Source organism: Rhodococcus sp. DMU1, assembly GCF_012272955.1.
GTDB classification, from domain to species: domain Bacteria; phylum Actinomycetota; class Actinomycetes; order Mycobacteriales; family Mycobacteriaceae; genus Rhodococcus; species Rhodococcus aetherivorans.
Genome location: NZ_CP050952.1, coordinates 1,839,099 through 1,856,190, shown reverse-complemented (window position 1 = coordinate 1,856,190; position 17,092 = coordinate 1,839,099). Strand labels below are relative to the sequence as shown.

The window sequence follows — 17,092 nt, the reverse complement described above, 5'->3', positions numbered from 1 at the left end:
TATCCCGCGGCCCCGCCCCGATCCGGCCCGATCACGATGCTCGACTGCGTCGCCGGCGGGCGTTGTCGCAGTTCGGGATATCCGGACCGTTCAGGTCCGTGTCTCACGCTCGGCGATCGTCACATCACCCGCCGCGAAGTGTGTCTTCGGCGTCTCCCGCAGCACCACCCGGATGTTGGGCAGCGGCGCGTCCAGCGCTCGGTGCGCCGCCTGGGTCAGTTCGTGGATCAGCCTCCGGAGCTCGTCCGGGCTGCGCCCCTCCGCGATCGTCACGTCGATGAACGGCATCGTCAGCCTCCCGCGACGGTGACGGTGCCGAGGGTGGTGAAGTGCGCGGCGATGCGCGCCCCCGGCTGCACCGGCACCGCGTCGGTCATGCCGCCGGTGAGCACCACCCACCCTGCCTCGATGGCGAGTCCCCGCTCGGCCAGGGTGTTCGCGGCGAAGGCCAGCGCCTCCGCGGGATGTCCGTGCACCGCGGCGCCCGTCGCCGAGTCCACCACCTCGCCGTCGACCTCGAGCAGGCACGCCTCGAGGGCGAGATCGAGATCCTCCGGCGCACGGCCGACCGGACCGGTCACGTACCGTCCGGACGAGTTGTTGTCCGCGACGGCGTCCATCATCGAGAACTGGTAGCCGGAGAACCGGCTGTCGATGATCTCGATCGCGCCGACCACGTGCTCCACCGCGGCCAGCGCGGTCGCGGCCGAGACCCCGGGTCCCTCGAGCCTGCGGCCCATGACGAACGCGATCTCCGGCTCCGCGCGGGCGTGGATCATCTTCTCGCGCGGGACAGGCTCGCCGATCGGCAGGATCATCCGGTCCGTGAGCCACGCGGTGGACGGCGAGTCCACGCCCACCTGCCGTTGCTTCGCCTTCGACGTGACCCCGAGCTTCACGCCGGTGAGCCGCTCGCCGCGGGCGAGCCGCATGCGCAACGCGATGTCCTGCGCGGCGTACGCGGTCCCCAGGTCCAGTCCGTCCCATTCCGCGAGGATCGACGTCTGCGGGGTCGCGGTGTCCTCCGCACGCAGCAGCACGTCGGCGACGCGGGCCGCGCTCCACAACTGGTCGCTCATTTCTCGTCCTTTCCGCCGAGCACGGCGGTGACGCTGCCGAGCCCGCTGATGTTCGCCACGACGGAGTCGCCCGCCGCCACCGGGAACGCCCTGGTCATGGAGCCTGGAAGCACCACATGCCCCGGTTCGAGGGTGACCCCGAGCGGGCCGACCGTGTTGGCCAGCCACACCAGTGCGTTGAGCGGGGACCCGAGCACGGCTCCGCCTGCTCCCGTCGCGGTGAGTTCACCGCCTATGTGGAGCGTGCATCCGATCAGCCTCAGGTCGACGTCGCCGAGGGAGACCGGCCGGCTCCCCAGGATCACCCCGCCGGAGGAGGCATTGTCCGCGATGGTGTCGAAGATGCCGATCTTCCAGTCCCGGATCCGCGAGTCGACGATCTCGAGTGCGGGCAGCACGAAGTCCACGGCCCGCGCGGCTTCGGCGGCGGTGACGCCCGGACCGGCCAGCGGCCGGCCGAGCACGAACGCCACCTCGGGCTCGATCCGCGGCTGCAGGAAGCGGCCGGCGGGGATCGGCTGGTGCTCGAGGTGGAACATGCTCGCGGTCAGGTGCCCGAAATCGGGTTGATCGACGCCCATCTGCCGCTGGATCGCACGGGAGGCCAAGCCCACCTTGTGGCCCTTGACGACATCACCGGCCAGCGTCCACTGCTCGACCTGCAGCTGTTGGATCCGGTAGGCGAGTTCGATCGACGCGTCGGGATGGTCCGGGGTGAGCGGATCGATCGGTTCCCCCGTGCGATACACCTCGAGCAGGCGGTCTGCGGCCTTGTGGGCGGCGGTGTCCATGGCTCCTCTTTTTCGCTTGTCTCGTTCGTGCGGTCGGATTCGTGGTCAGGAGGCGCGTGGGCTCGCCGCCGTCAAACCGGCGGCACCCGGGTCGTCCCGCAGGAGCACGGGACTGCAGTCGTGGGCTTCGGCGATCGCCCGGGTGATCTCGTGCGCGGCACCGACCACGGCCCGCTCGAGCTGCGGTCGCCGCTGGACGAAGCGCGTCGCGGGCACGCTCACGCTCACGGCCGCCACGACGGAACCCAGGTCGTCGCGCACCGGGGCGGCGACGCAGTGCACCTCCGAGACCGTCTCCCCGAGGTCCGCAGCGAAGCCGGCCGAGCGCACACCGGCCAGGGCGTCCAGAAGTGCCTGGGGGTTCGTGGTGGTCGACGGTGTCAGCCGCCGCAACGGGCGCATGGCCAGATACCGGCGCACCTCGATCTCCTCGAGTTGCGCGAGCAGCACCTTGCCCACCGCCGTGGAATGCGCATCGAGGCGCGTCCCGATCCGCGCACCCTGCACGGTGATGTTGTGATTGCCGAGAATCTTGTCCACATAGAGGACGTTCCATCGATCCATGACCGCGAGATGAGTTGTCTCGCCGTACTTCTCCACCAGGCGCTCGAGGACCGGGGCGGCACAGGACCGGACGTCGACGGTGCCGCGCAGCGTCTCTCCCAGCTCCACGACGCGCCAACCGAGCCGGTAGCGTCCGCGTGCGCGGCACTGGAGCAGCCCCGTGTCGACCAGGCTCGACAGCAGGGCGTGCGCGCTCGATCGGGGAACGTCGATCGCCGCCGCGACCTCGGAGACTCCCCACTCGGGTTGCTGCACCGTGAACAGGTCCAGCACCGGTCCGATCCTCTGCACCGTCTGCAGTGACGCCACGTCCAGGTCCGTCCTTTCGGGTCGCGGCGGAGGCCTCGAATGCGCACCACCCGCCGCCGGATGCTTGTGATCTGGAACACTAGGCCCCCGGATGGCGGGCGAACATGGCTGGGAATGCACAGAAGGATGACTCCACGCGCACCGAGTGCGCACATCCCGTCACGCTGCCTCGGAAATCGGCACGAGACGTGCGCACTCGGGGCCTCGGCGGTTACGCGCCCAACGACATCCGCAGGTGCGCCACGACGTGCGCGAGGGTCGGGTCGTCGACCTGACCGGCGCGCCGGACGACGCTGACGACCCGCACGGCGCCGGGCGCGGGCATCGCCACCAGGTCCGGTCCCAGCGGCCTGCGGCCCAGTCGCGGCACCAGCGCGGCGGCGAGCCCGGCGCGCACGAAGTCCAGATGGATGTCGAAGTCACTCGACGTGCAGGTGATCCGGGGGCGCAGGCCGTGCCCGGCGAACATGGACATCAGCCATTCGTGGCACAGCGTCCCCTCGCCGGTGGACACCCAGTCCGACGACGAGAGCTGTTGCGGTGAGAGCGTTTCGCCGAGGGCCGGCGGATGGTCCGCGCGCACGATCACGTCGGCGCCGTCGTCGAGCACATGTTCGGCGACGAGGGTGTCGGGCAACACCCGCGGCAGCGACCGCCAGTGGTGCAGCACGGCGACGTCGGCCCGCCCGGTGGCCACCCTCAGGGCAGCGTCGACCGGGTCGGCCTCGACGACCCTGACGGACAGATCCGGCCGGCCCATGGTGGCCGAGGCCAGCGCCGCGGGGATGCCGGCCCGGATCGCCGTCGTGAATGCCGCCACCGTGACCGCGCCGGCGATCCGCGACGATCCCGAGACCCGGAAGAAGGCCGATTCCAGCTGCCCGAGAAGGGGTTCGGCGTCGTCGAGGAGGCGCTGGGCGGCGGGGGTGAGCACCACCCGGCGGCCCGCCGGGGCCGTGAGGGCCGCGCCGAGGCGTCGCTCGAGCCGTTTGATGCGCTGGCTGACGGCGGAGGGCGTGTATCCGAGGGCGCTCGCGGCCTCGGTGACCGTGCCGTGGTCACGCAGCGCACGCAGGGCCACGAGCCCGTCGACGTCGAGCATGTAGCAACATTACACAGAACCCTGCACAAAGCCGTGATGGACGTGCACGTTTCCGCGCGGCACTCTCGATCCTGTCCCGAACGGAAGGGGTTCCCGTGGTTTCTGCCTCCGCTGCGGCCGGGGTGGCCGTGGTCGCGCTGGGCATGGTCCTCACGCCCGGCCCGAACATGATGTACCTGACCTCCCGGTCGCTGGCGCAGGGCCGCCGGGCCGGCCTGGTGTCCCTCGCGGGTGTCGGCGCCGGGTTCCTCTGCTACCTGCTCGCCACTGCGGCCGGGCTCTCCGCCCTGTTCGCCGCGGTCCCCGTCGCCCACGATCTCCTGCGGTTCGCCGGCGCGGGCTATCTCGCGTATCTCGCATGGGGCATCCTGCGTCCCGGCGGCGGTGCACTCTTCGCCCCGGCCCCTGCGACCGAGCACTCGGCGGCGCGACTGTTCGGCATGGGCCTCGCGACGAACGTGCTCAACCCGAAGATCGCCCTGATGTATGCGGCGCTGCTGCCCCAGTTCGTCTCGTCCGCCGCCGGTCCCGAGTGGCGGCAATTACTCGTGCTCGGCGCGGTCCAGATCGGGGTGGCGCTGACGGTGAACGGGTTGATCGTGCTCGGCGCGGCAGCCGTCGCGCGCCGCGTGGCAACGCACCCGCGGGCCGTGCGGGCGCAGCGCCTCGTCACCGGCACGGCCCTCGGGGCCTTCGCCGTGGCGACGGCCTGCAGCCAGGCGCCGCCCGCACGGGCGTAGGGCTCAGGCCTCGAGCACCTGCCCCTTGCGTTCCGGCAGCGTGTAGGCGGCGACGGCGGCGACGGCGAACGCCGCCGCGAACACCCCGAAGACGAGCGGGTTGCCGCCGGCCGTGAGCAGCCCGGGCACCAGCAGCGGCGCCAGGATCGACGCGATGCGCCCGAACGCGGCCGCCGCACCGGTCCCGGCGGCCCGCACCGACGTCGGATACAGTTCCGGACCGATCGCGTACAGCGCGCCCCACGCGCCGAGGTTGAAGAACGACAACGCCATTCCGGCGGCGACGATCCGGGTGGGGGTGTCGGCGAGGCCGAACAGCCCCGCGGCCGCCGCCGAGCCGACGAGGAAACTCGCCAGGGTGGCGCGCCGCCCCCACACCTCGATCAGCCACGCGGCGACCGCGTACCCCGGCAACTGCGCGAGCGTGATGATCAGCGTGTACTGGAAGGACTTCACCAAATCGAAGCCCTGGGTGACCAGCAGGCTGGGCAGCCAGATGAAGGCCCCGTAGTACGAGAGGTTGATGCCGAACCACACCGTCCACAGGGCGACGGTCCGGCGCCGCAGCCGCGACGACCAGATCGACGCGGCCGCCGCCGGGTCGGTGCGCACCGGGCGCGACGTCTCCTCCTGGTCCGGGGGCGCGTCGACGCCGGCGGACGTCTCGAAGGACCGGACGGCCGTCTCGGCCTCGCCGTAGCGGCCACGGCTCTCGAGGTACCGGACGGATTCGGGCAGGCCGAACCGCACGACCACCGCGTACAGGGTGGGGACGATCCCCACGGCCAGCGCCCAGCGCCAGCCGTCGTCGCCGAGCGGGATCACGAAGTAGCCGATGAGGGCGGCGAGGATCCACCCGGCCGCCCAGAACGCCTCGAGCGCCACCACCATGCGGCCGCGCTGCCGGCGCGGCGCGTATTCACTGACGAGGGTCGACGCCACCGGAAGTTCGGCCCCGAGACCCAAACCGACGACGAACCGCAGCACGATCAGCACCGCGACGGAGCCGGCGAGCGCGGCGGCACCGGTGGCCAGGCCGTACACCAGTAGTGTCACCGCGAACACCTGGCGCCGGCCGATCCGGTCGGCGAGCAGGCCGCCGAGCACGGCGCCGACGGCCATCCCGACGAAGCCGATCGAACCGATCCACGACAACTGGGTCGTGCTCAGGCCCCACTGCACCGCCAGGGCGGCCATCACGAACGAGATGAGCCCGACGTCCATGGCGTCGAGCGCCCAGCCCACACCGGAGCCGAGCAGCAGCCTGCCGTGTTTGCGGGTGAACGGGAGCTCGTCGAGCCGCTCGGTGCGCGTGGTCATCGACCGAAAGTTATCACCGCCGCCGCGGTGATAGCTGGGCTCGGCCGCCGCGCCGGTTCAGCCGCGGGCGGCGTCCTCGAGCGGCGCGATCTCGATCTTGCGCATCTGCAACATCGCCTCGGTGATGCGCCGTCCCACCTCGGGGTCGGTGTCGGAGAGCAGCTCGTAGAGCCGCCGCGGCACCACCTGCCAGGACAGCCCGAAGCGGTCCTTCAGCCAGCCGCACTGGCTCTCCTCCCCGCCCTCGGTGAGGGCGTTCCAGTAGTGGTCGACCTCGTCCTGGTCGGCGCAGTCGATCTGGAACGACACCGCCTCGGAGAACGAGAACTCGGGGCCGCCGTTGAACGCGACGTAGCGCTGGCCGTCGAGTTCGAAGTCGACGGCCATGACGGTGCCGGCCGGCTTGGGGCCGGCGTCCTGGTAGTAGGTGGTGCCCAGGATGCGGGAGTCGGGGAACACGCTGGTGTAGAACTTGGCCGCGTCCTCGGCCTCGGTGTCGAACCACAGGAACGGGGTGATCTTCGGCATCGTCTTCTCCTTGCTCGGGTGGATGACGGCACTGCCGTCGGTGTCACAGATATCGACCCGAGACGGAACCGGAACTCATCGCGGTCGCGAACCGGTGCACGCCCGGGCGATCATGAACTGGTTTCGATACCCGTCGGAAGGAGACGCTCATGCGGACGTCGGCTCGCATCACCACGGCAGTTCTCGGCGCCACAGTCCTGTCGGCGCTCGCGCCCGGCACAGCCCTCGCCGACACCACCGACGAGGGCTCGAGCGTGATCGGGTCCGCCGAGATCTTCTCCTGGCTGATCGACTTCCTGGCCAGTGCCTTCGGCCTGTCCTGAGCCGGCCACCCGCGTCAGCTGCAACGGATCGTGCCCTCGGTCAGGTCGCGGACCTCCGCGTACCGGGCGCGCACGGCCGGCATCGGGTCGGCCTCGTAACGCTGCACGGCACCACCCTGCCACCGCGGTGGTTCCGCACCGCCGTCGAGCACCCACGCCGCCTGGCGGGCCGCGCCGACGGCGACGTACTCGCCCGGCTCGGGCACCTCGACCGGGACCCCGAGCACGCCGGGCGCGACCTCGCGCAGCGCGCGGGAACGGGCGCCGCCACCGACGAGCAGCACCCGTCGCACCGGCACGCCCTGCGCGGTGATGTGGTCGAGGCCGTCCGCGAGCGAGCACAGCAGCCCCTCCACGGCCGCGCGCGCCAGGTGCTCCCGCGTCGAATTCGTCAGGCGCAGGCCGTGGATCGCGCCGGTCGCGCCGGGGCGGTTGGGGGTGCGCTCGCCCTCGAGGTACGGCACCATCACGAGCCCGCCGGTGCCGGGCGGGGCCGACAACGCGAGCCGTGACAGTTCGTCGTGGTCGACGCCGAGCAGCGCGGCGGTGGCGTCGAGGACCCGCGCCGCGTTGAGGGTGCACACGAGCGGCAGGTGGCGGCCGGTGGCGTCGGCGAAGCCGGCGACCAGCCCGTCGGGGTCGCGGGTGGGGGTGACCGAGACCGCCGAGACCACGCCCGACGTGCCGACGGAGACGATCACGTCGCCCTCGCGCGCACCGATGGCGAGGGCGGCGGCGGCGTTGTCCCCGGCGCCGGGTCCCAGCGCGGCGCCCCGGCTCGTCTCCCCGACCTGTTCGGCCGGTCCGGCCACCCGGGGCAGCAGGGGCCGCCGGCCGCGCAACGCCAGTTCGAGCAGGTCGGTGCGATAGGCGTCGTCGGCGGCGCTGTAATAGCCGGTGCCGCTGGCGTCGCTGCGGTCGGTGATCAGCGCACCGATGTCCGATCCTCCGGCCAGCCGCCAGGTCAGCCAGTCGTGCGGCAGGCACAGCGCCGCGGTGCGGTCGGCGCGGGCGGGCTCGTGGTCGGCGAGCCAGCGGGCCTTGGCGACGGTGATCGCGGCGAGCGGGACGACGCCGACGGCGTCGGCCCACTTCTGTCCGCCCCCGAGATCGGCGACGAGGTCGGCGGCGGCCGCGGCCGAGCGGGTGTCGTTCCACAGCAGCGCCGGGCGCACCACCGTCCCGGTCTCGTCGAGGGTCACCAGCCCGTGCTGCTGACCGCCGACCGACACCGCGGCGACGTCGGCGAGCCCGCCGGCGGCGGCGACGGCGCGGTCGAGGGCGTCCGCCCAGGCACGCGGGTCGACCTCGGTGCCGTCGGGGTGCGGGGCGCGGCCCTGCCGCACGATGCGGCCGGTGTGCGCGTCGCAGACGAGCACCTTGCAGGACTGGGTGGACGAGTCGATCCCGGCGACGAGCGTCACCACGGCTCCTTCGGGTCGGCGTCCCGCTCGTCGCGGGTGGGCAGGTCCGCGCCGGCACGCGCGACGGTGCGGGCCGCGGTGAGCGCGGCGACGTCCAGGGCCGTGCGCAGCGCGTCCGGTCCGATTCCGCGCAGGCCCTCGCGGTCGCCGAGCAGCTCCTGGGTCCACAGGGCGTCGAGCAGGCCGGCCATGAACGCGTCGCCGGCGCCGACGGTGTCGACGACCTCGACCGGGTGCGCGGCGACCTCGACGGCGCCGGACCGCGCGACGGCGACGGCACCGCCCGCACCGAGCGTCACCGCGACGAGTGCCGGCCCGAGCGCGAGCCACTCCCGCGCGACGTCGCGGGGGTCGCGGCCGGGGGCGAACCAGCGCAGGTCTTCGTCGCTGGCCTTGACGACGTCGGCGCCCGCGACGAACCGGGTGATGCGGTCGCGGGCGCGCGGGTCGTCGCCGACGAGCGCGGGCCGGACGTTGGGGTCGTAGCTGACGGTCGCGGTGGGCACGTGCCGGTCGAGCAGCGCGGCGACGGCCTCGCAGCCGGGTTCGAGCAGGGCCGCGATGGATCCGGTGTGCACGTGCCGCGCACCGGGCGTGGGACGAGGATCGGGCAGTTGCCATTCCAGGTCGAACTCGTATGTGGCGGAGCCGTTCTCGTCGAGCACGGCGGTCGCGGTCGGGGTGCGCGCCGCGGTGCTGCTGCCGGCGGCGAGCCGCACCTTCGACGCCGCGAGGTGGCCGACGATACGGCGGCCGCGGTCGTCGTCACCGATATGGGTGACGAACTCGACGTCGCGGCCGAGCCGGCCGAGGCCGACGGCGACGTTGAGCGGGCTGCCGCCGACGTGTTCGACGGGCTCGGCCGCGCCCCGGCGGACGATGTCGACGAGCGCCTCGCCGATCACGAGGACGGGCCCGTTCACGATCCGACCTTGCTGCGCAGGGCTTGCAGGGTGGCGCGGGCCCCGACGCGGTGCAGGGACCCGAGCGCCCACAGGTAGGCCTCGACGAACCGCGGCTGATCGGCGAGATCCCCGAAGACGGACCGGTTCCCGAGGAAGGCGGTCGGCTCCTCGCGCTGGCTGCGGGCGAGGGGCCCGAGGGTGTCGGCGAGCCGGTCGACGACCTCGATGGGGTCGCCGGCCTCGTCGATGCCCTCGGCGTAGCGGGCCCAGCCGGCCACGACGGCGGCGGCCAGGCGCACCGATCCGCCCGTGGCGAGGTTCTCCCGCACCACCGGCAGCAGCCACTTCGGGATGCGGTCGGAGGATTCGGCGCACAGCCGGGCGACGGTGTCGCGGATCTCGGGATTGGCGAAGCGCTCGATCAGGGTGCGCTTGTACTGCGCGAGGTCGATGCCGGGCACGGGCCGCAGGGTGGGGGTGGCCTCGGTGTCCATGTAGTCGAGCAGGAACTCCGCGAACAGAGGGTCCTGGGCGGCCTCGTGCACGTAGCGGTAGCCGCACAGGTGGGCGAAGTAGGCCAGCGCCTGGTGGCTCGCGTTGAGCAGGCGCAGCTTCATCAACTCGTACGGCGCGACGTCGTCGACGAGTTGCACCCCGGCCTCGTCGAAGGCCGGACGGCCGCAGGAGAAGTCGTCCTCGAGCACCCACGAGGTGAACGGTTCGGCGACGACGGGCCAGCGGTCGCGGACGCCGAAGCGGGCGTCGAGTTCCGGGGCGATGTCGTCGGTCGTGACGGGGGTGATGCGGTCGACCATCGAGTTGGGGAACCGGGTGTGCTCGCGCATCCAGCCGGCGAGATCGGGGTCGACGAGTTCGGCGAAGGACGTGAAAGCCCGCCGGGCGACGGTGCCGTTGCCCTCGATGTTGTCGCACGACATGATCGTCGGCGACGGCAGCCCGCGCTCCCGGCGGCGCGCGAGCGCGGCGGTGACCAGGCCGAAGACGGTGGCCGGCGCGTCGGGGTGCTCGAGGTCGCGGCGGACGGCGGGGTCGTCGACGTCGAATTCGCCGGTGTCGTGGCGGATGTTGTAACCGCCCTCGGTGACGGTGAGCGAGACGACGCGGGTGGTGGGTGCGGCGATCAGTTCGATCACCGCCTCGGGATCGTCGGGGGCGTAGCGGTAGTCGACGATCGAACCGATCACCCGCGGTTCCCATTTGCCGTCCGGGTGGCGCAGGATCAGGGTGTAGAGGCCGTCCTGGGACGCGAGGGCGTGGCGCATGCGGCGGTCGCCGGGCATGACGCCGACGCCGCAGATGCCCCAGTTGCGGGCGCCGCGTTCGAGCAGCCGGTCGACGTACATCGCCTGATGGGCACGATGGAATCCGCCGACCCCGAAATGCACGATGCCGACGCCGATGTCGCGGCGCGAGTAGGTCGGGCCAGGGACGGGCAGGGCGTTCAGGGTGTTCTCCCCCAGGTCCACTTCGGGGCTCCTTACGTGTCGTCGCCGGGGTGCACCCGCACGACGGTCTTGATGTTGCCGGGTGTCCGGTCGGATTCGAGTGCTTCGGCCGCCCTCTCGAGCGGGAAGCGGGCGGTGACCATCGCGTCGAGGTCGACGCGGCCGGTGGCGGCGAGGGCGATCGCCGTCGGCCAGGTGTGTGCGTAACGGAAGACGCCGGTGAGGACCAGCTCGCGGTTCTGGATCAGCTGGACCGGCAGGTTCATCGTCTCGGCGCCGGAGCCGACGAGGACGACGGTGCCGGCGGGCCGGACCGCCCGCATCGCGGCGGCGACCGCGGCGGGGGCGCCGGAGGCGTCGATGTAGGCGTCGACGTGCAGGTCGCTGACGTCGTCGGTGCGCGGGTCGAGCGTGGCGGTCGCCCCGAACTTCCGGGCCAGCGCGCGCCGGTCCGCGTCGAGGTCGGTGACGACGATGTCGGTGGCGCCGAACGCGCGGGCGGCCTGCGCGGTGACGATCCCGATGGGGCCCGCGCCAGTGACCAGGACCCGGGAACCGGCGGTGACGCCCGCCTTGCGGACGGCGGCGATGCCCACGGACAGCGGTTCACAGAGGGCGGCGGCGTCGTCGGAGACGGTGTCGGGCACGGGGTGGGCGAATTCCGCCCCGATGGTGACGTAGTCGCAGAAGGCGCCGTCGACGGGTGGGGTGGCGTAGAACCGCATGTGCGGGCAGAGGTTGTAGCGCCCGCGCCGGGTTTCGTCGGTGGTGGGGTCGGGGCGCTGCGGCTCGATGGACACGCGCTGCCCGACCCGGCCGGCGGGGACGCCGGCGCCGACCGCGGCGATCGTGCCGGCGGCCTCGTGGCCGAGGACGAGCGGGGCCTCGACGACGAATTCGCCGATGCGGCCCTCCCGGTAGTAGTGCGTGTCCGATCCGCACACGCCGACGGAGGTGACCCGGACGAGCACGTCGCCGGGTGCGGGTTCGGGGACCGGCCGTTCGCGCATCTCGATCCGTCCGGGTTCGACGAGGACGGCGGCGCGCATGCCGGCCGGGATCGACGGGGGTGTTGTGTGGGTCACATTGCCGATGCTAGCGTACTGAGCAAATGAACGCACCCATGAGCATTTGCTCACGGTGTTCCTCCGAACCAGGAGATGTCGTGACCGTCCCCCACGTGACGAACCAGCCCGCGGCCGCCGCCGCGCCGGAGGAGCTGCGCCTGGCGCTGCGCGCGGCGACGCTGTACTACCTGGACGGCCTCACCCAGGCGGAGGTCGCGACGCGCCTCGGCGTCTCCCGGCCGACCGCGGGACGCCTCGTCGCCCGGGCCCGGGCCCAGGGCCTGGTGCGCATCGAGGTGAACGTGCCGGCCAACCTGCGCGACGACCTGCACGCCGACGAGGAACGCGCCCTCGAGGAGCGCTTCGGCCTGCTCGAGGCCGTCGTCGTCGGCGACGGCGTGGACGCGGCCGGCCCGCTCGACGAGGCCGCCAGCTTCGCGGGCGTCGGACGGGCCGCCGCCGCCCTGATCAGCCGGCGGATCCGCGCGACGGACACCCTCGGATTCACGTGGGGCCCGGAGACCGTGGCCGTCGCGCAGGCCCTGCCGCCGGGCGGGGCGACCTGCGCGACGATCGTCCAGCTCGACGGCGCCGTCACCGCGTCCGACTACCAGACCGGCGCCGAGTACGTGCTCGGACGATGCGCGGAACAGTTGCAGGCCAAGATGGTCCGCCTCCCCGTTCCCCTGTACGCCGACCCCGCGACGGTCGCGTCCATGCGTGCCGACTCGATGATCTCCCGCACCCTGGACATCGGCCGCCGCGCCGACATGATGATGTTCGGCGTGGGGGCGGTGTCCACGTCGACCACCCTGTTCGAGGGCAGCTACCTCGACACCGCCATGCTCGACTCCCTCACCGACCTCGGCGCGGTCGGGGAGATCGCGGGACGGTTCTTCCACGCCGACGGCACGGCCGTCGGCGGGGACCTCGACCGTCGCGCCGTGTCGGTCTCGCTCGACGACATCCGCGCCTGCCCCGGCACGGTCCTCGTCACCGGCGGGGCCGCCAAACACCAGGCCGCGCTCGGGGCGCTGCGCGGCGGCCTGGCCACCATGCTCGTGTGCGACATCGAGTGCGCACGTTGGCTACTCGACCGATAACCCCACCGGAGAGACCGAAGAAGAGGCGACGATCGGTGAACACATCCAGAACGACCACCCGAATGCTGGTGGCCGGAGCGGGGGCGCTCAGCCTCACGCTCACCGGCTGCGCCGGCGCCGGCTCGCTCGGCGCCTCCGACCAGACCGTCACCATCGCGATGGTGTCGAACTCCCAGATGCAGGACGCCCAGCAACTCGCCGCGCAGTTCGAGGCCGAGAACCCGGACATCGACCTGCGGTTCGTCACGCTCTCGGAGAACCAGGCCCGCGCGAAGATCACGGCCTCCACCGCGATGGGCGGTGGCGAGTTCGACGTGGTGATGATCAGCAACTACGAGACCCCGCAGTGGGCGGAGAACGGTTGGCTGACCAACCTCTCCGACTACGCCCGGCAGACGGAGGGCTACGACGAGGACGACTTCATTCCCTCCCTGCGCGAATCGCTGTCCTACGACGGCGACATGTACTCGGTGCCGTTCTACGGCGAGTCCTCGTTCCTGATGTACCGCAAGGACCTGTTCGAGCAGGCCGGCATCGCCCTGTCCCCCACCCCCACATGGGACGAGGTCGCCGCTGCCGCCGCCCGCCTCGACAGCCCCGACACCGCCGGGATCTGCCTGCGCGGCAAGCCCGGCTGGGGTGAGGTGCTCGCCCCGCTGAACACGGTGATCAACACCTTCGGCGGCCGGTGGTACGACGAGAACTGGAACGCGCAGCTCACCAGTCCCGAGGTCGTCGAGGCCGTGCAGTTCTACGTCGACCTGGTGCGCGAGCACGGCCAGCCGGGCGCCGCCACCAGCGGTTTCAGCGAATGCGCCACGCAGCTCGCCCAGGGCCGCGTCGCGATGTGGTACGACTCCACGTCGGCGGTCTCCACCCTCGAGGACCCCGCGTCGAGCAACGTGGTCGGAAAGATCGGGTACGCCCCCGCACCGATCCGGGTCAAGGACGACGCGGGCTGGCTCTACAGCTGGTCGCTCGGCATCCCCGTCGACAGCGACAACGCGGACTCGGCGTGGCGGTTCGTCTCGTGGATGACGAGCAAGGAGTACCTGCGCACCGTCGGCGAGACCCTCGGCTGGGAGCGGGTGCCGCCCGGCAGCCGGCTGTCCACCTACGAGATCCCCGAATACCGTGAGGCCGCAGCCGCTTACGGGCCACTCACCCTCCGGTCCATCGAGAACGCGACCCCGGACGCCCCGACGGTCGAGCCGGTGCCCTACACCGGCGTCCAGTTCCTGGCCATCCCCGAGTTCCAGGATCTCGGAACCCGCGTGAGCCAGCAGATCAGCGCCGCGATCGCCGGTCAGAAGACCGTCACCGAAGCGCTGGAACAGGCCCAGGAATACGCCGACGTCGTCGGTGCCACCTACCGGGAGGATCAACAATGACAACCGTGGCAGTCGGCGCACCCACCGCCGACGACTCGGAACGCATCCGCCGGGTGCGGGAAGCCAAGAGCGACGCGGTCTCCCGCGCGGAAGGCTGGCGCCGCCGGGGGCCCCTGCTGCCGGCCCTGATCTTCATGATCGTGGTCACGCAGATCCCGTTCGTGTTCACCCTCTACTACTCCACGCAGTCGTGGAACCTGGTGCGCCCGGGCTCGCGCAGCTTCGTGGGCCTGCAGAACTACGCGGACGTCTTCCGCGACAGCCAGTTCCGCGAGGTCGCCGTCAACACCGTGATCCTCATCGTCGGCACCGTGCTGATCTCCGTCGTGCTGGGCCTGCTGCTCGCGCTGCTGCTCGACCGGGTCTTCCTCGGCCGCGGCATCGTCCGCACCCTGCTCATCACGCCGTTCCTGGTCACCCCCGTCGCGGGAGCGCTGATGTGGAAGACCGCGATGTTCGATCCCGTGTTCGGCATCGTCAACTTCGTGCTCTCCCCGTTCGGCGTCGGGCAGATCGACTGGGTCAGCCGCTACCCGCTCGCCGCGGTGATGGCCAACCTGGTGTGGCAGTGGACCCCGTTCATGATGCTGCTCATCCTGGCCGGGCTGCAGTCCATGCCGCGTGACACCCTCGAGGCCGGCCGGGTCGACGGGGCCGGCGCCTTCGCCCTGTTCCGCGAGCTGACGCTGCCGCACCTGCGGCGGTTCATCGAACTCGGCGCCGTGCTCGGCGCGATCCACCTGGTCAACACGTTCGACGCCATCTACATGATGACCCAGGGCGGACCGGGCACCGCCAGCTCCAACCTGCCGTTCTACATCTATCAGCGGGCGTTCCTCGGCTTCGACATCGGCCAGGCCGCCGCCATGGGCGTGGTGGTCGTCGTCGCCACCATCGTCGTGGCCACCGTCGCGCTGCGGCTGATCTTCACATCGTTCACGGGCAAGGAGGAGGCCGCCTGATGAGCACCACCGCCCCCACCACACAGCAGCTCCCCGCACCGGAGACCGTCCCGGCGCGCCCCCGGAAACGCAAGCACCGCAAGGCAAATCCATGGGGCGTCGTCGCCTGGATCGCCGCCCTGGGGTTCTTCTTCCCGGTGTTCTGGATGGTGCTCACCGCCTTCAAGCAGGAGGCCGACGCCTACTCCGATCCACCGAAGTTCTTCTTCACTCCCACCCTCGACCAGTTCCGCGCGGTGTTCGACACCGGCGTCGGTGTCAGCCTTCTCAACTCGGCGTTCGCCACCGGCGTGTCGACGATCCTCGTCCTGCTGCTCGGCGTGCCCGCCGCGTTCGCCCTGTCGCTGCGGCCGGTGCGCAAGACCAAGGACGCCCTGTTCTTCTTCATCAGCACGAAGATGCTGCCGATCGTCGCCGCGATCATCCCGCTGTACGTGATCGTCGCGAACATCGGTCTGCTCGACAATATTTGGGCCCTGATCATCCTCTACACCGCGATGAACCTGCCGATCGCGGTGTGGATGATGCGCTCGTTCTTCCTCGAGGTGCCGGGCGAGCTGCTCGAGGCGGCGAGCATGGACGGCGCCGGCCTGTGGACGTCGGTGCGGGAGGTGATCCTGCCGCTCGTCTCGCCCGGCATCGCCGCCACCGCCCTGATCTGCGTCATCTTCTCCTGGAACGAATTCTTCTTCGCCGTCAACCTCACGGCGGTGCAGGCGCAGACGATTCCCGTGTTCCTCGTCGGCTTCATCACCGGCGAGGGCCTGTACTGGGCTCGCCTGTCCGCGGCCGCGACGATGGCGGCGCTGCCCGTCGTCCTCGCCGGCTGGGTCGCTCAGAACAAGCTCGTGCGCGGCCTGTCGTTCGGCGCAATCAAGTAACTCCCCCGATCACTTTCGAAGGAATCGTCATGGCCGAGATCACCTACCGCAACGCGTCGTGCATCTACGAGAACTCCGACACCCTCGCCGTCGACTCGCTGAACCTGGACATCCAGGACGGGGAGTTCGTCGTCCTGGTCGGACCGTCCGGCTCCGGCAAGAGCACCGCGCTGCGGATGCTCGCCGGACTCGAGGACATCGACGAGGGCTCGATCAGCATCGGCGGCCGCGACATGGTCGGCGTGCCGTCGAAGGACCGTGACATCGCGATGGTCTTCCAGAACTACGCCCTGTACCCGAACAAGACCGTCGCCGAGAACATGGGCTTCGCACTGAAGATGCGCGGCGTGAGCGCCGACGAACGGCGGCGCAAGGTCGAGCAGGCGGCGAAGCTGCTCGACCTCACCGACTACCTGGACCGCAAGCCCGCCAAGCTCTCCGGCGGCCAGCGGCAGCGCGTCGCGATGGGCCGGGCGATCGTCCGCGAACCGCAGGTGTTCTGCATGGACGAACCGCTGTCCAACCTCGATGCCAAGCTGCGGGTGCAGACCCGCACCCAGATCGCCGCGCTGCAAAGGCGTCTCGGCACCACCACGGTGTACGTCACGCACGACCAGGTCGAGGCGATGACCATGGGCGACCGGGTGGCGGTGCTGCGCGGCGGCACGCTGCAGCAGTTCTCCTCCCCCACCGAGCTGTACGACCGGCCCGCCAACGCGTTCGTCGCCGGGTTCATCGGCTCGCCCGCGATGAACCTGCTCGACGCGCGGATCGTCGACGGCGGCGTGCAGATCGGCAGCACCGTCGTCGAGGTCGAACGGGACCGCATCGCCGCGCTGCACCGCGCCGGCCTCGAGACCGTCACCGTCGGGATCCGGCCCGAACAGCTGGAGATCACGGACGGCGACGGCGTCGAGGCCATCGTCGACCTCGTCGAGGAACTCGGCAGCGAGTCGTACGTGTACACCCGCGTCGCGCGCAGCGACACCACCCTCGTCGCGCGGTCGCTCACCCGCACCCCGGCCCGGCTCGCGGACACGATCCGGCTGCGCAAGCGGGAGGGCTCGGTGCACCTGTTCCATCCGGAGACGGGCGAACGCGTCGGCGACTGACCGGCCGGCGGTGAACCTGCGCCGG

At 71.4% G+C, this 17,092-nt stretch carries 18 protein-coding genes; 7 read left to right on the top strand and 11 right to left on the bottom strand.

All coding sequences use genetic code 11. The features are described 5' to 3' along the window. Positions 1-90: 90 nt before the first annotated feature. The 5 genes from HFP48_RS08800 to HFP48_RS08780 form a co-directional block, all read right to left on the bottom strand. A complete protein-coding gene (locus tag HFP48_RS08800) occupies positions 91-288 on the bottom strand; it encodes a tautomerase family protein (protein ID WP_168579365.1) in 198 nt (65 codons plus the stop codon). Positions 289-290: 2 nt separating this feature from the next. After that, entirely contained in the window at positions 291-1,079 is a 789-nt protein-coding gene (locus tag HFP48_RS08795) for a fumarylacetoacetate hydrolase family protein (RefSeq protein WP_006933875.1), read from the bottom strand. Further along, entirely contained in the window at positions 1,076-1,870 is a 795-nt protein-coding gene (locus HFP48_RS08790; protein ID WP_006933873.1) for a 2-keto-4-pentenoate hydratase, read from the bottom strand. The genes HFP48_RS08795 and HFP48_RS08790 overlap by 4 nt, the downstream gene beginning before the upstream one ends. Before the next feature lie 45 nt (positions 1,871-1,915). Continuing rightward, positions 1,916-2,743 (bottom strand): IclR family transcriptional regulator, encoded by an 828-nt coding sequence (locus HFP48_RS08785; protein WP_029542304.1) that lies wholly within the window; start codon positions 2,741-2,743, stop codon positions 1,916-1,918. Positions 2,744-2,954: 211 nt separating this feature from the next. Beyond that, positions 2,955-3,845, bottom strand: coding sequence for a LysR family transcriptional regulator (locus tag HFP48_RS08780; protein WP_168579364.1), 891 nt, complete (start codon positions 3,843-3,845; stop codon positions 2,955-2,957). Positions 3,846-3,940: 95 nt separating this feature from the next. Here HFP48_RS08780 and HFP48_RS08775 point away from each other — a divergent pair, with 95 nt between their 5' ends. Then, positions 3,941-4,585, top strand: coding sequence for a LysE family translocator (locus HFP48_RS08775; protein WP_006933867.1), 645 nt, complete (start codon positions 3,941-3,943; stop codon positions 4,583-4,585). A gap of 3 nt (positions 4,586-4,588) precedes the next feature. Here the strand turns inward: HFP48_RS08775 and HFP48_RS08770 are convergent, their stop codons facing one another. After that, a complete protein-coding gene (locus tag HFP48_RS08770) occupies positions 4,589-5,905 on the bottom strand; it encodes an MFS transporter (protein WP_168579363.1) in 1,317 nt (438 codons plus the stop codon). A 57-nt stretch (positions 5,906-5,962) separates the two neighbouring features. Further along, positions 5,963-6,433 (bottom strand): VOC family protein, encoded by a 471-nt coding sequence (locus tag HFP48_RS08765; RefSeq protein WP_161996179.1) that lies wholly within the window; start codon positions 6,431-6,433, stop codon positions 5,963-5,965. Between the two features lie 149 nt (positions 6,434-6,582). Between HFP48_RS08765 and HFP48_RS08760 the strand changes: the two genes are divergently transcribed. Continuing rightward, positions 6,583-6,756: a hypothetical protein gene (locus HFP48_RS08760; RefSeq protein ID WP_161996180.1), complete on the top strand. Its 174-nt coding sequence runs from the start codon at positions 6,583-6,585 to the stop codon at positions 6,754-6,756. A 14-nt stretch (positions 6,757-6,770) separates the two neighbouring features. Here HFP48_RS08760 and xylB read toward each other — a convergent pair whose 3' ends face one another. Genes xylB through HFP48_RS08740 form a run of 4 tightly spaced genes read right to left on the bottom strand, consistent with a single transcriptional unit; the run spans position 6,771 to position 11,600 of the window. Next, positions 6,771-8,180, bottom strand: coding sequence for a xylulokinase (xylB, locus tag HFP48_RS08755; RefSeq protein WP_168579362.1), 1,410 nt, complete (start codon positions 8,178-8,180; stop codon positions 6,771-6,773). Beyond that, the gene (locus HFP48_RS08750) at positions 8,177-9,103 is read right to left on the bottom strand and encodes a carbohydrate kinase (RefSeq protein ID WP_006933855.1); all 927 of its coding nucleotides are present in this window, start codon (positions 9,101-9,103) and stop codon (positions 8,177-8,179) included. The genes xylB and HFP48_RS08750 overlap by 4 nt, the downstream gene beginning before the upstream one ends. After that, the gene (locus HFP48_RS08745) at positions 9,100-10,572 is read right to left on the bottom strand and encodes a mannitol dehydrogenase family protein (protein WP_029542295.1); all 1,473 of its coding nucleotides are present in this window, start codon (positions 10,570-10,572) and stop codon (positions 9,100-9,102) included. Before HFP48_RS08745 ends, HFP48_RS08750 begins: the two co-directional genes overlap by 4 nt. A gap of 11 nt (positions 10,573-10,583) precedes the next feature. Beyond that, positions 10,584-11,600, bottom strand: a complete 1,017-nt coding sequence (locus HFP48_RS08740; RefSeq protein ID WP_168580542.1) for an NAD(P)-dependent alcohol dehydrogenase — start codon at positions 11,598-11,600, stop codon at positions 10,584-10,586. A gap of 116 nt (positions 11,601-11,716) precedes the next feature. Here HFP48_RS08740 and HFP48_RS08735 point away from each other — a divergent pair, with 116 nt between their 5' ends. The 5 genes from HFP48_RS08735 (at position 11,717) to ugpC (ending at position 17,067) form a co-directional block, all read left to right on the top strand. Next, a complete protein-coding gene (locus HFP48_RS08735; RefSeq protein WP_006933848.1) occupies positions 11,717-12,721 on the top strand; it encodes a sugar-binding domain-containing protein in 1,005 nt (334 codons plus the stop codon). 62 nt (positions 12,722-12,783) lie between these two features. After that, a complete protein-coding gene (locus HFP48_RS08730) occupies positions 12,784-14,112 on the top strand; it encodes a sugar ABC transporter substrate-binding protein (RefSeq protein WP_006933846.1) in 1,329 nt (442 codons plus the stop codon). Then, positions 14,109-15,074 (top strand): sugar ABC transporter permease, encoded by a 966-nt coding sequence (locus tag HFP48_RS08725; protein WP_006933844.1) that lies wholly within the window; start codon positions 14,109-14,111, stop codon positions 15,072-15,074. Before HFP48_RS08730 ends, HFP48_RS08725 begins: the two co-directional genes overlap by 4 nt. Further along, positions 15,074-15,955: a carbohydrate ABC transporter permease gene (locus tag HFP48_RS08720; RefSeq protein ID WP_006933843.1), complete on the top strand. Its 882-nt coding sequence runs from the start codon at positions 15,074-15,076 to the stop codon at positions 15,953-15,955. Before HFP48_RS08725 ends, HFP48_RS08720 begins: the two co-directional genes overlap by 1 nt. 29 nt (positions 15,956-15,984) lie before the next feature. After that, the gene (gene ugpC / locus HFP48_RS08715) at positions 15,985-17,067 is read left to right on the top strand and encodes a sn-glycerol-3-phosphate ABC transporter ATP-binding protein UgpC (RefSeq protein ID WP_168579361.1); all 1,083 of its coding nucleotides are present in this window, start codon (positions 15,985-15,987) and stop codon (positions 17,065-17,067) included. Positions 17,068-17,092: the final 25 nt, after the last annotated feature.

Bases quoted from the DNA above. Each gene is read 5' to 3' on its own strand.
- HFP48_RS08800 (WP_168579365.1), bottom strand. From the start codon at position 288: ATGCCGTTCATCGACGTGACGATCGCGGAGGGGCGCAGCCCGGACGAG.
- HFP48_RS08795 (WP_006933875.1), bottom strand. From the start codon at position 1,079: ATGAGCGACCAGTTGTGGAGCGCGGCCCGCGTCGCCGACGTGCTGCTG.
- HFP48_RS08790 (WP_006933873.1), bottom strand. From the start codon at position 1,870: ATGGACACCGCCGCCCACAAGGCCGCAGACCGCCTGCTCGAGGTGTAT.
- HFP48_RS08780 (WP_168579364.1), bottom strand. From the start codon at position 3,845: ATGCTCGACGTCGACGGGCTCGTGGCCCTGCGTGCGCTGCGTGACCAC.
- HFP48_RS08770 (WP_168579363.1), bottom strand. From the start codon at position 5,905: ATGACCACGCGCACCGAGCGGCTCGACGAGCTCCCGTTCACCCGCAAA.
- HFP48_RS08765 (WP_161996179.1), bottom strand. From the start codon at position 6,433: ATGCCGAAGATCACCCCGTTCCTGTGGTTCGACACCGAGGCCGAGGAC.
- HFP48_RS08760 (WP_161996180.1), top strand. From the start codon at position 6,583: ATGCGGACGTCGGCTCGCATCACCACGGCAGTTCTCGGCGCCACAGTC.
- HFP48_RS08740 (WP_168580542.1), bottom strand. From the start codon at position 11,600: ATGCGCGCCGCCGTCCTCGTCGAACCCGGACGGATCGAGATGCGCGAA.
- HFP48_RS08730 (WP_006933846.1), top strand. From the start codon at position 12,784: ATGCTGGTGGCCGGAGCGGGGGCGCTCAGCCTCACGCTCACCGGCTGC.
- HFP48_RS08725 (WP_006933844.1), top strand. From the start codon at position 14,109: ATGACAACCGTGGCAGTCGGCGCACCCACCGCCGACGACTCGGAACGC.
- HFP48_RS08720 (WP_006933843.1), top strand. From the start codon at position 15,074: ATGAGCACCACCGCCCCCACCACACAGCAGCTCCCCGCACCGGAGACC.
- ugpC (WP_168579361.1), top strand. From the start codon at position 15,985: ATGGCCGAGATCACCTACCGCAACGCGTCGTGCATCTACGAGAACTCC.